11 protein-coding genes are annotated in these 11,993 nt (G+C 69.2%); 4 read left to right on the top strand and 7 right to left on the bottom strand.

The features are described 5' to 3' along the window. The first annotated feature begins 12 nt into the window (after positions 1-12). Entirely contained in the window at positions 13-1,659 is a 1,647-nt protein-coding gene (locus Vau01_RS45900) for an alpha-amylase family protein (protein ID WP_204006778.1), read from the top strand. A 30-nt stretch (positions 1,660-1,689) separates the two neighbouring features. Here the strand turns inward: Vau01_RS45900 and Vau01_RS45895 are convergent, their stop codons facing one another. From Vau01_RS45895 to mqnE, 4 genes are all read right to left on the bottom strand, one after another. Further along, positions 1,690-3,525: a M14 family metallopeptidase gene (locus Vau01_RS45895; RefSeq protein WP_204006776.1), complete on the bottom strand. Its 1,836-nt coding sequence runs from the start codon at positions 3,523-3,525 to the stop codon at positions 1,690-1,692. Positions 3,526-3,615: 90 nt separating this feature from the next. Next, positions 3,616-3,864, bottom strand: a complete 249-nt coding sequence (locus tag Vau01_RS45890; protein ID WP_239152394.1) for a DUF4229 domain-containing protein — start codon at positions 3,862-3,864, stop codon at positions 3,616-3,618. Positions 3,865-3,869: 5 nt separating this feature from the next. Then, the gene (locus tag Vau01_RS45885) at positions 3,870-4,265 is read right to left on the bottom strand and encodes a hypothetical protein (RefSeq protein WP_204006772.1); all 396 of its coding nucleotides are present in this window, start codon (positions 4,263-4,265) and stop codon (positions 3,870-3,872) included. A gap of 78 nt (positions 4,266-4,343) precedes the next feature. Then, positions 4,344-5,513 carry an aminofutalosine synthase MqnE gene (gene mqnE / locus Vau01_RS45880; RefSeq protein WP_204006770.1) on the bottom strand — a complete coding sequence of 390 codons (1,170 nt, stop codon included), beginning with the start codon at positions 5,511-5,513 and terminating at the stop codon, positions 4,344-4,346. A gap of 185 nt (positions 5,514-5,698) precedes the next feature. On the opposite strand from mqnE, the gene Vau01_RS45875 reads away from it, so the two are divergent. Then, on the top strand, positions 5,699-7,078 hold the full coding sequence (locus Vau01_RS45875) for a C40 family peptidase (protein WP_204006768.1): 1,380 nt from the start codon (positions 5,699-5,701) through the stop codon (positions 7,076-7,078). Positions 7,079-7,518: 440 nt separating this feature from the next. On the opposite strand, the gene Vau01_RS45870 is transcribed toward Vau01_RS45875, so the two are convergent. Then, entirely contained in the window at positions 7,519-8,076 is a 558-nt protein-coding gene (locus Vau01_RS45870; protein ID WP_204006766.1) for a hypothetical protein, read from the bottom strand. Positions 8,077-9,607: 1,531 nt separating this feature from the next. Here Vau01_RS45870 and Vau01_RS45865 point away from each other — a divergent pair. Next, positions 9,608-10,039: a hypothetical protein gene (locus tag Vau01_RS45865; RefSeq protein WP_204006764.1), complete on the top strand. Its 432-nt coding sequence runs from the start codon at positions 9,608-9,610 to the stop codon at positions 10,037-10,039. On the opposite strand, the gene Vau01_RS45860 is transcribed toward Vau01_RS45865, so the two are convergent. Together Vau01_RS45860 and Vau01_RS45855 are read right to left on the bottom strand one after the other, a co-directional pair. Next, positions 10,016-11,116, bottom strand: a complete 1,101-nt coding sequence (locus Vau01_RS45860; protein WP_204006853.1) for a MalY/PatB family protein — start codon at positions 11,114-11,116, stop codon at positions 10,016-10,018. The genes Vau01_RS45865 and Vau01_RS45860 overlap by 24 nt on opposite strands. A gap of 58 nt (positions 11,117-11,174) precedes the next feature. After that, the gene (locus tag Vau01_RS45855; RefSeq protein ID WP_204006761.1) at positions 11,175-11,630 is read right to left on the bottom strand and encodes an Lrp/AsnC family transcriptional regulator; all 456 of its coding nucleotides are present in this window, start codon (positions 11,628-11,630) and stop codon (positions 11,175-11,177) included. Between the two features lie 134 nt (positions 11,631-11,764). Here Vau01_RS45855 and Vau01_RS45850 point away from each other — a divergent pair, with 134 nt between their 5' ends. Further along, positions 11,765-11,971 carry a BldC family transcriptional regulator gene (locus Vau01_RS45850; RefSeq protein ID WP_239152392.1) on the top strand — a complete coding sequence of 69 codons (207 nt, stop codon included), beginning with the start codon at positions 11,765-11,767 and terminating at the stop codon, positions 11,969-11,971. The last annotated feature ends 22 nt before the right edge of the window (positions 11,972-11,993 follow it).

Below are 11,993 nucleotides of genomic sequence, written 5' to 3'. Positions count from 1 at the left end.
AAGCGGGAGCACATGGATCCCCGCTGGTACACCGAGGCCGTCATCTACTCCCTCGACGTCGACACGTACGCCGACTCGAACGGCGACGGCATCGGGGACATCAGGGGACTGATCGGGCGGCTCGACTATCTGAGCCGGCTGGGCGTCACCTGCCTGTGGCTGAACCCGATCCACCCGACGCCCGGCCGCGACGACGGGTACGACGTCACCGACTTCTACGGCGTCGACCCGCGGCTCGGAAGCCTCGGCGACTTCGCCGAACTGCTGTACCGCGCGAAGAACCTCGGCATCAAGGTGATGATCGACCTGGTCGTGAACCACACGTCCGACGAGCACCCGTGGTTCCGCGAAGCCGTCGCCGGCGGGCCGAAGAAGGACTGGTACATCTGGTCCGCCGAGGAGCCGAGCGACCGGTTCCAGGGCATGGTGTTCCCGGGCGAGCAGAAGGAGACGTGGACCTGGCACAAGGAAGTCCAGGCCTGGTACTACCACCGGTTCTACGACTTCCAGCCCGACCTGAACATCGAGAACCCCGAGGTACGCGACGAGATCAAGCGGATCGTGGCGTTCTGGCTGCAACTCGGGGTCGCCGGGTTCCGCATGGACGCGGTGCCGTTCATCATCGAGGAGACCGAGCCGGGCAACCAGAACAGCCCCAAGAACTTCGACTTCCTCGCCGAACTGCGCTCACACACCCAGTGGCGACGGGGCGACGCGATCCTGCTGGCCGAGGCGAACGTCGAGCCCGACGAGCTCAAGCGCTACTTCACCGACGACGGCGGCGCGCACAGCCGGCTCCACATGCTCTTCGACTTCATGCTCAACGGCCGCCTGGTGCTGGCGCTCGCCCGCGGAGACGCCGAGCAGCTCATCGACGCGCTGCGCGACACGCCGAAGCTGCCCGACGGCGCGCAGTGGGCCACGTTCCTGCGCAACCACGACGAGATCGACCTGTCGCGGCTCACCGCCGAGCAGCGGGCCGACGTGTTCGAGGAGTTCGGCCCCGAGGAGCGCATGAAGCTGTACGACCGGGGCATCCGGCGGCGCCTCGCCCCGATGATGAAAGGCGACCGGCGCCGGCTGGAACTGGCCTACTCGTTGCAGTTCACGCTGCGCGGCACGCCGGTGCTGCGGTACGGCGACGAGATCGGCATGGGCGAGGACCTGTCGCAGGACGGCCGCTACGCGATCCGGACGCCGATGCAGTGGTCCGGCGCGCGCAACGCCGGCTTCTCGACGGCGCCGTCGAAGGACCTCATCCGGCCGGTGGTGTCGCGCGGCGACTTCGCCTTCAAGAAGATCAATGTGGACGACGCCCGGCACGACCGCGGCTCGCTGCTGAACTGGTTCGAGCGGATGATCCACACGCTCCGGGAGAGCCCGGAGGTCGGCTGCGGCACGTGCACGCACGTCGACGTCCCGGTCGGGCGGGGTGTACTGGTACACCGGGCCGACGGCGCGGCGGGGACGATGCTGTTCCTGCACAACCTCTCCGCCGAACCGTCCACTGTGGACCTGAGTTCGCTGCGCGGCGAGGCCGAGGAGTTGAACCAGGTGTTCGCCGACCAGGACTACGAGCCGCTCGACGGGCTCAAGGATCTGGCGTTGACCGGATACGGCTACCGCTGGATCAGACTGCGCCGCAGCGCCGCCGCGTGAACGGCGACGCTGCGCGCGTCCCATAAGGTTTTAACTCTGGACGATGGTCACGTCGTCGACGGAGGCCTCCAGCAGGCTTGCCGTCGAGGCGTCGGCCGCTTCGAAGATGATGCGCACGCTCTGGCCGGCATAGGCGCTGATGTTGACGCTGCCGAGCCCGTACGAACCGTCTCTGTTGCTGGCGGCGCCGGCCTGGGTGAACAGCACCGTCGTCCCTCCATTGTGGACGATGCTGACCCGGAAGAAGTCGGCGTTCGACGCGTTGGCGCCGTGGGCCAGGTACCACCGGTAGCTCAGCGTCAGCGTTCCGGTCGACGGCAGCGTGACCGCCGGCGACCGCACGCTCGTGGTGCCGCCGTCGACGTCGAAGTCGCCCGCGCTGGCGCCGGCCGCGGCGCCGGTGACGAGCGCGTTGCTGCCACTGGGCGTGACGTCGACCTGCTTGACGCCGCTGGAGTTGGTGCCGGCCGGGTTGGCGCGCTCCCACGCGCCGGTGGTGGCCGTGTCGGTGGCGTTGGCGTTGGTGGTCCAGCCGGTGGCCGTCTCGAAGTTGTCGGTGTAGACGGTCGTGCCCGGCGTGCCGCAGTAGGTGCCCTGCAGCCCGGCCGCGCGGTACGGGCAGTCGGCGTACTCGGCCAGCAGCAGCGACGCCGTGCGGTTACGCGACGTCTGCGCCGGGATGACCTCGTCGGGCGGGTAGAAGCCGCCGCCGCCGGAACTGCCGGGGTACATCTCGAACGTGTAGGCGAAGATGCCGTGGGTCGCCCACATCCAGTCGAGGCTGTCGCCGTCGGTGATGTACAGATCGCTGGACTGTTCCGGCGTGTAGGTGTTGAGCGCGGCCATCTGGTTGCCGATGGTGCGGAACGTGAGTTCCTGGTCGGCGTTCAGGCCGGGCGCGGTGTTGGCCGTGGTGTAGCCGTACGGCCAGAGAATCAGCTGCGAGTAGGTGTGGAAGTCGATGTTCATCTTGATCTGCTGCGTGCCGCCGACGACGCGCGAGTTCACGAAGTTCCGGAACGCCTGAGTTTCCGGCGCGGAGAACGCCGACGGGCCGCGGTAGGTCTCGGAGGACGGCGTGCCGGACGAGCCGCCGCAGCAACCCCAGTTGTAGCCCCAGTTCCGGTTGAGGTCGGTGCCGATCGCGGAGCTACCGCTGTTCGGCTGGCGGTTCTTGCGCCACGACCGGTACGAACCGGTGGCGATGTCGTACTCGCCGCCGTCGGGGTTGACGTCGGGCAGGATCCAGATCTCGCGCGAGTTCACGACGTTCGTGACCCGGGAGTCCGACCCGTAGTCGTTGGTGTACATGTTGGCCAGGTAGAGGGCCATCTCCACGGTGAGGTGCTCTCGGGCGTGCTGATGCGCGTTGTAGAGGACCTCGGGCTCGCTCTCGTCGGTGGCGACGTTGTCGGAGATCTTCAGCGCGTAGAGGGCGCGGCCCTCGTAGCTGGTGCCGATCGTCTGCAGCCGGGCGATCGTCGGGTGGTCGGCGACGATCTGGTTGAGCTCGGCCGTCATCTCGGCGTAGTTGTGGTACGCCGAGTCCGCGGGCGGGAAGTCGAACGTTCCGATTCCATCCGCGACTTTTGGCTCTTCGACGAGCGTGAAGCCGAGCTTGCGGATCGCGGTCGCCTCGGCCGGCGTCGCGGTGATGTACAGCTTGCCGTGCTCGACGGCGTCGACCGACGCGCCGGTCGCGGCGACGTTGTTGGCGTCTGCCCAGGTCTTCGGGCCGATGACCTGGTACTGAGCGGAGGTCGCGCCGGTCGGGTTGGGCCGTGGTTCGGCACCGGCCGGCGCGGCGGCGATCACGAGGGCGATGGCCGCCGTGATGCCGAGGACGAGTTTCTTTGTGGAACCCATGCGTCGCCTCCTGCGATCGGGTTCCGCTCATGTTCTCCGCTGTACGTGATCGGAATCAATAGGCGCCTATATAGCGGCGCCCCTATACCGTCAGTCCTGGTCGTCGCCGGCGAGTGCGCTGCGTAGTTTTTCCTTGCGGTCGGCGCGCTGGCGGGCTCCGTCGGCGAGTTGGTTGGCCACATCGTCACGAAGCTTGCGCAAGAGGAAAAAGGACAAAATAGCGGACGCGATGAGCGCGATCCCGAGCTTCAGAAATGGGTTCAATTCGATCGGGACCACCAGTAGCACCGCCGCGGCCACAATGAACAGCCCCAGCCGGGCGATCGTGTACTTCATCATCGGGTTCACGGATTGTTCCCTCTCGTTCCTCTCGTTCCGGTGTGCCAGAGAACGGCGTAGACGACGGCGGCGACGAAAGCCGCGGCAATCCCCGACCCCAGCGGCGGCAGCCCCGTCGCCGCGGCGACGCCGTACCCGACGCCCGCCGCGAGAATCAGGGCAAGGAGGGCACACAGGATGGCGAGCCACGAAAGCGGCCGCTTCCGGTACTCCTCGTAGTAGACGAATGCCGCCGGAAAAACGGCGAGCACGCCGCTGGCGCTGCCGAATCCACCGAGGCTGGCCAGGGCAAACACCAGATCGACGACGATCACCAGCACCGCGCCCAGCACGACTCCACCGGCGCCGGCGAGCAGCAACTCGGCCAGCCCACGCGGCGGCTTCACGGCAGCGGTAGACACCGCCCGAGCGTAGCCCTGTGGATAACGCGGGAGTTATCCACAGGGTTTGGCTGGGCCTTGTGGATAACCGGTGGAAATCTAGGCGATCACCTGTTGGGGCACGGCGCGGCGTTCGGCCAGCGAGACCGGCCCGGGGAATTCGCGGACCACCTCGTACTTCGTGTTGCGCTCCACCGGGACGAAGCCGGCGTCACCGATGAGGGTGAGCAGGTCTTCGCGGTGCATCGTGGTGGGCGTGCCGTAGCTGTCGGCGTCATGCGTGATCTTGTACTCGACCACCGAGCCGTCGAGGTCGTCGACACCGAAGTTCAACGAGAGTTGGGCCAGCGACAACCCGTGCATGACCCAGAAGCACTTCACGTGCGGAACGTTGTCGAACAGGAGGCGCGACACGGCGAAGGTCTTCAGCGACTCCGCCGGCGAGGCCATGGTGGTGCGGGCCTGCAGGCGGTTACGGATCTTGCCGTCGGCGGAATCGACGAAGTCGTGCTGGTAGCGGAGCGGGATGAACACCGCGAAGCCACCGGTTTCATCCTGGAGTTCGCGGAGGCGCAGCACGTGGTCCACTCGATGCTTTGGCTCTTCGATGTGCCCGTAGAGCATCGTGGCCGGGGTCTTCAGCCCCTTTTCATGGGCGAGGCGGTGGATCCGCGACCAGTCCTCCCAGTGGGTGGCGTGGTCGACGATGTGCTGTCGCACCTCCCAGTCGAAGATCTCGGCGCCGCCGCCGGTGAGGGAGGCCAGGCCCGCGTCGATCAGTTCGTCGAGGATCTCGCTGGCTCCGAGGCCGGAGATCTTCTCGAACCACTGGATCTCGGTCGCGGTGAAGCACTTCAAGGAGACGTCCGGCAGCGCGGCCTTGAGCTCGCGGAGGACCTTGGGGTAGTACCGCCACGGCAGCGTCGGGTGCAGGCCGTTGACGATGTGCAGCTCGGTGAGCTGCTCACCCTCCATCTCCTTGGCCTTCGCGACGGCCTCGTGGACGCGCATCGTGTAGGCGTCTTTCTCGCCCGGCTTGCGCTGGAACGAGCAGTATGCACAGGATGCGGAACAGACATTGGTGAGGTTGAGGTGCCGGTTGACGTTGAACATCACCCTGTCACCGTTCTTCTCGGTGCGCACGTGATGCGCCAGGCGTCCGAGCCAGGTGAGGTCGTCGCTCTCGTAGAGGGCGACGCCGTCCTCCCTGGTCAGGCGCTCACCCGAGTAGACCTTGGCTTCCAGTTCCCGCTTACGTCCGGCGTCCACGCAGACGAGCCTAGCCGTCGTCGAGGGCACCCTCGAAGCTGGCAATTGGGTGCGAACTGTTCGATGACTGTCGACACTCGGAGCGTGTTTGAGGTAACAAGGATCGGTACGGCGGCGGCACGCGACGAGGCGGAGGCATGATCCATAAGATCGGCAGGGCTCGGGCAGGCGTCCTCGCAGCGGTTATGACCGTTTGCACGGCCGCTGCGGTGATCCTGGCCCACCCGGCGGTGGCAGTGCCGGGCGATCCGGCCGTCCCCGATTCCGGTGCCCGGCCGCCGGCGACCGCCGCGGGTGCCAGCGAGTCGGGTGGCACCCAGAACAACGTGCCGGCCGGTCTCAGCCCCGCCGCCCAGCAGCAGCAGAACGCGACCTACACCGTCCAGACCCTGGAGGGCCAGCTCAAGAAGCTCGACGAGCGGGTCGCCCTCGGCGACGCCGACCTGCGCGCCAAGGAGTTCGAGGCCCAGTCGGCCGACCGGAAGGTCGAAGAGCTGCGGCAGCAGGCCGACTCCGCCGCCGCCGACGCGTACAAGGCGTCCAAGGCCCTCGGCCCGTTCGGCGAGTACGCCAACGACCTGCACCGGCTCTCCAAGGTCACCCCGGCGCTCGGGCAGCAGGCCGGCGGCGAGGGTCTCGCCCGCGAACTGGCCCGCGCCGAGGCGATCGCGCGCACGGCCGCCGAGGCCGTCATCGCCGCGCAGGCCACGCAGGCCGGCCTGGTGGCCCAGCGCAACTCCGCCCAACTCGCGTACGACCAGGCGAAGGCGGCACTCACGTCGAACCCGTTGGCCGAGGCCGAACTCGAGGCCTACGAGCAGTCGGTCGGCGCGGCGTACAACCTGGGCGCGTCCAACGGCTACATGCCCGACCCACGCGTCGCGCAGGTGATCGAGTTCGCCCGCCGGCAGATCGGCAAGTGGTACGAGTTCGGCGCCGAGGGCCCGAACACGTACGACTGCTCCGGCCTCATGTGGGCGGCGTACCGCAGTGCCGGCTACAACCAGCTGCCCCGCATCGCGAACGAGCAGTACCGGGCCACCCCGAAGGTCGCCAGCAAGGAGTTCCTGCTGCCCGGTGACCTCGTGTTCTTCGGCCCGTCGGGCTCGTGGGTGGGCATTCACCACGTGGGCCTGTACATCGGTGGCGGCAAGATGATCCAGGCGCCCACCACCGGCAAGAAGGTGCAGATCTCCTCGGTGTGGTGGTCGCGGTACTACGGCGCGGCCCGGCCATGGCCGGCGATTCCGGTCAATTCGTCGGCGACGGGCGGATCGTCGTCATCGTCCTCGTCGTCTTCTTCCTCCTCCTCTTCGTCGTCCTCCTCGTCGTCGTCGCAGCCGGGTAACTCGTCGTCGTCGCAGCCGGGATCTTCTTCGTCGCAGCCGGGATCCTCGTCGTCGAGCTCGGCGCCCGCTACCCAGGAGCCGTCGACCAGTCCGTCCGGTTCGACGTCGCGAACGCCTGATCCCGGGCAGTCGCAAAGCGGCCAGACGAGTACTTCCCGGTCAGCAACGACAACAAGACCGCCGAGTAGCTCCAGCGCGGGGAGTTCGGGACCATAGCGGCTAGACTGCGGGGCTCCAAGCTCTGCAGGCTAGGAGGCGGTCATGGAAGGGCCAGAGGCGGTTCGCTGCCGAGCCTGCGGGGACCCTTTGCCAGGTCGGGCGCGGGCGTGCCCAACCTGTGGCACAGCGGTCGCCGCGGGTGTCGAGGCGGAGCCATCGGCCTGGCCGGGCGGCCCGCTTGCCGAGGCCGCCCAGGGCGCGCCAACCTCCGGCGAAGAACTTCCGCCGCTCCCCCCACCGCCCCCGATGGGCGCAACGCTGGAGCCGCTGGGCGACCCGGTCGAAGACGACGACGATGAGTACAACCCGCCATCGATGTTGATGAGTGGCGGCACATTGTGGCCGGGCGCGACCCCGCCGGCGTCACCGTCCTCGCCGCCCGCGCCTGCGTCCTCTCCGCCGGCGCCGCCTGCTCCTCCGGTGCCGCCGGCTTCGCCTTATTCGCAGCCCGGTTCGTCGGTGTTCGGATCGCCGCCGCAGCCGCCGCAGCCGCAACCGTCCTCGTCGCCGTTCGGCGGATCCCAGCCGCCTTCGCCGTTCGGCGGATCGCCGCCGCAGCCGCCGTCGCCGCCTGTTGGCGGGGGCTCGCCGCAGCCGACGTTCGGATCCGGCGGGCAGTCTCCCGCCTCGCCGTTCGGACCTCCGCCGCAGCCGCCGGCCGCACCGTTCTCACCGGCAGCGCCCTTCTCGCCTGCGGCACCGTTCTCGCCCGCGGCACCGTCCGGCGCTTCGTCGTTGGATCCGGTCTCTCCGCCCGAGGGGATCTCGATGGGCAGGGGCGGCGAACTGCCGCGCCGGCAGCCCAGTGCCCCTGACCTAGGCGGGTCCCCGTGGGCAGCGTTCGCCCAGCCTTTCGGGGAATCACCGGGCCGTGGTGGAGCGCCGGCACCGCCGCCCGAACCCGACCCACCGGCGCACGCCAGCAGCGGCTGGACCAGCCAGCCCGAACCCGAGGCGCCCGCGCAAGGCAGCCCGAGCCGCGGATGGAACACCACGCCCGAGCCCGAACAGCCCGCCCGCGGCAGCTGGAACAGTTCAGCCGAGCCCGAGCAGCGCGCGAGCGGCGGCTGGAACAGTGCGGCCGAGCCCGAGCGCGCGAGCGGCTGGAACAGTCCACCCGAATCCGAGGTGCCAGCGCCGGCGGCTGCGGGTGGGTGGAACAGTTCCGCTGGCGGGGGCCTGCCCGCTCGGGGTGGGTGGTCCGCGCCGGCTGGAGAGAACGCGGAGCTGAGCGGGACGCCGGAATCGGGGCGGCACGGGGCTGCGGCCAGGCCGGCCAGTGCGCCACCGGTCGCGGGATCGGCCAGCGTTTCGCCGGCCGCCGGATCGGCCAGCCTGCCACCGGTCTCCGGATCGGCTGGTTTGCCACCGGTCTCCGGATCGGCGAGCGTTTCGCCGGCTGCCGGATCGGCCGGCCTGCCGCCCGTCGCCGGATCGGCCAGTGTCTCGCCGGCTGCGGGGTCGGCTGGGTTGTCGCCCGCAGCGGGAGCGGCAAGTGTTTCGCCTGGGGGGTCCGCCGGTGCTCGGGCAACTGCCTCGGTGCCGCAGTACAGCCAGATTACGGCCGCGGAGGCGGCTGCGGCGGCCGCGGCCGCGGGGCCGAGTAGTCCGGGGACGTACGGGAGCAGCCGGCCGCGGAGTGATCGGGCCGAGTCGCTGCGGGCTGTGGAGTCGTTGCAGGCTGTTGAGGCTTTGCGGGGGGATCCGTCGGGGACCGACCCGGGTGGCGGCGCTGGGCGTCAGCCGTTAGGTGGGGCACGCGAACCGTCCGGTGGCGGCGCGTCGTTCGGCGGCGGGCTCGGGCCGGATCCGCATCGGCCAGGACCTGAGCCGGGGCGGCCGGGGCCTTCGGAGCCGTCGCCGTTTCCTTCGCCGGGGCCGGCGCCAACTCCGCCGTTGCCGGATCCGACGCCTGGCCCCGGAGGGCCGCCGCCTGGGCCGGGACCGGTGCCACCGTCGCCGGTACCGACGCCGCCGTCGGTCGGTTATTCGGGTGGGACGTACACCGAGTCGGCGGGGGCGCATGCCAGGCCGGAGGCACCGGGCCGGTTCAGCACGCCGTCAAGCGAGGGAGCGGCTTCGCCATACGGGCCGCCATCGGGTGAGGGCGCGGCGCCCGCCTCGCCGTACGGGCCGCCGCCATCACGCGAAGCACCCGCATCTCCATACGGGCCACCGCCACCGAGCGAAAGTGCGGCGCCCGCACCGTCCTACGGCCAACCGCCGAGTGAGGCGCCCGCGTCTCCATACGGGCGGCCGCCGTCGAGTGAAAGTCCCTACGGGCCGCCGCCGTCGAGCGAGAGCGCGGCGCCTGCCCCCTCCTACGGGCAACCGCCGAGTGAGGCGCCCGCCTCTCAATACGGGCCGCCACCCTCGACTTACGGCGCGTCCGCCTATGGGCCTCCGGCTTCGGGACAGAGCACGCCGGGCACCTACGGATCCACCTACGGAAACGCACCGGCGCAGCAGGCGTTCGGCCCGAGTGGCGCGCACACGCCACCACCACCCTCAGAAGCACCCGGGCAGATGCTCTGGCCCAACCAGCAACAGGCACAGCAACCCCGGCAAGGGCAGCAGTATCCGTCCAGCCACGGCGGAACCGTCTACGGTGCCCATGAGGCGGGTCCGAGCAGTGCGCCGCCCGCCAACACCGGCGATCCGTACGGGGCGGCCACGCCGGGGCTGCGGAACGTCGGCGGACCGGCCAGCAACCAGGGCTACTACCCGAACCAGCAGCAGCCGGCGTTCCAGGCGCCCAACCCGGTGGAGTCGTCGGGGTCGCTGACGGGTCACATTCTCGGGCAGGGGCGGGCCGACACACCGACGCCGAAGAGTCGCACGGCCAAGGTGGTCATCATTCTGGCGGTGGTGCTCGTGGTGATGGTCCTGCTCGGGCTGCTCGCCGCGACGCTGTTCAACGATATGATCAGCGACCTACTTGGTGGGGCCCTCGGCTAGTTTGGCCATCCGGGCCACCGCCTCGGTGAGGATCTCCGGGCTGGTCGCCAGGTTCAGCCGGACGAAGCCCGCGCCCAGCGGGCCGAAATCCGGCCCGGGGGTGAACGCCACCCGCGCCTGCTCCAGGAAGCGGGCCGCGGGATCGGGCCCCAGGCTGGAGCAGTCGAGCCAGGCCAGGAACGTCGCTGCGGGTGGCACGTACCCGACGCCGGGCAGGTGCTTGGCCAGCAGCGAGTCGAGCAGGGTGCGGTTGTGGTCGAGGCCGGCCAGCAGGTCGTCGAGCCACGGGCCGCCGGCCCGGAACGCCGCCTCCGAGGCGAGCACGCCGAGCAGACCGGCATTCACCGCCGCGTCCGCTGGAATTGCCCGCACGTCGGCGACCGCCTCGGCCCCGGCGATGACCAGCGATGCCTTCAGCCCGGCCAGGTTCCACGCCTTGGTGGCGGACACGAACACGATCGACCGCTGCGCCTCGGGCAGGCTCAAAAGCGGCACAAAGGATGCTTCGGACGGATACACCAGCGGCGCGTGGATCTCGTCGGACAGCAGGCGCACGTCGTGGCGGGAACACAGCGCAACTACCGCTGACAATTCGTCCCGGGTAAGTACCGTTCCGGTCGGATTGTGCGGATTGACCAACAGGAACGCCCGCACCGCAGTATCGGCCAGATCGGCGTCCAGGCGATCCAGGTCGAGGCGGAAGCGGCCGTCGGCGCTCCGGGTCATCGGTGACGCGCGGAGCACCCGATCCGCGTTCGGAATGATCCGCCGGAACGGCGGGTACGTCGGCTCGTTGATCAGCACCGTGTCGCCGGGCTCCGTGACCACCCGCAACACGTCGATGACGCCCTGGGCCACGTCGGCCGCGAGCACGCAGTGCGCGGGATCGGGCCACCACCCGAACCGGTGCTTCGCGAACGCCGCGTACGCCTCGGCGAGCTGGCCGATGTCGGCGTATCCGGTGTCACCCAACGCGATCGCCTCTTCCAGAGCGGCGGCGATCGGCGGCGCCAACGGCGTGTCCATCTCGGCGACCCAGAGCGGCAGCACGTCGTCGGGGTAGTGCCGCCACTTCATGCTCCGACGGCGACGCAGGGTGGACAGATCCAGTTGGGTCAACGGGTTCACACGGGCCTCAATCCTGATCGGCCAACGGCTTCGGCCGGCCTTCCCACTTCGTCGACAGCGCGATCGCGGTGCGTGTGCGCGCGACACCGGGCGTCCGGTTCAGTTCGACGATGAAGTGTTCGAGTTCGAGGATGGTGCCGACGCGCACCGTCGCCAGAAACGACTCCTCGCCCGCCATGAAGTAGCAGGACTCGATCGACGGCATCGCCTGCAGCGCCTCGAGCACGTCCTGGGTGTCGCCACCGCTGTCCTGTACGACGCCGATGATCGCGGTGACACCGAGCCCGACCGCCTCGGGTAGTACGTCGGCCCGGTAGCCACGGATGGTTCCGGCCGCTTCCAGTTTGCCCACCCGCTCGTGCACCGCCGGCGCCGACAATCCCACCTGACGCGCGAGTTCTGCGTAGGAGAGTCGGGCATTGGCACGCAGCAGATCGAGAAGGCGACGATCGATGGCGTCCACGAAAAGTACCCTAGCTTAAGCCCCGATCCGCCCAAACCCGTGCTATTTCCATGTTCTTCGGACACGTCACACGGACGGTGCTCTAATTGGCCGTAAGCCTCGATGATCACGCGTTTGGCGGCGCGTGATCAAAACTGGGAGGGGTTGTGGACACGGGAGATCGTCTTCTCACTCCGGGAGAAGTGGCAGCGCTGTTCCGGGTGGATCCGAAGACGGTGACGCGCTGGGCGGCAGCTGGCCGCATCAGCAGCATCCGCACCCCTGGCGGACACCGGCGCTTTCGGGAGTCTGAGGTTCGTGCCCTGCTCGATGGCGAGCTGGGCGAGGAGTCACCGGTTTGACGCGTCGGTGCGCGTTGAGCAT

Source organism: Virgisporangium aurantiacum (assembly GCF_016863635.1).
GTDB lineage: Bacteria > Actinomycetota > Actinomycetes > Mycobacteriales > Micromonosporaceae > Virgisporangium > Virgisporangium aurantiacum.
Note: the sequence above shows the minus strand (reverse complement) of the source record. Positions and strands in the feature narration are given on the sequence as shown.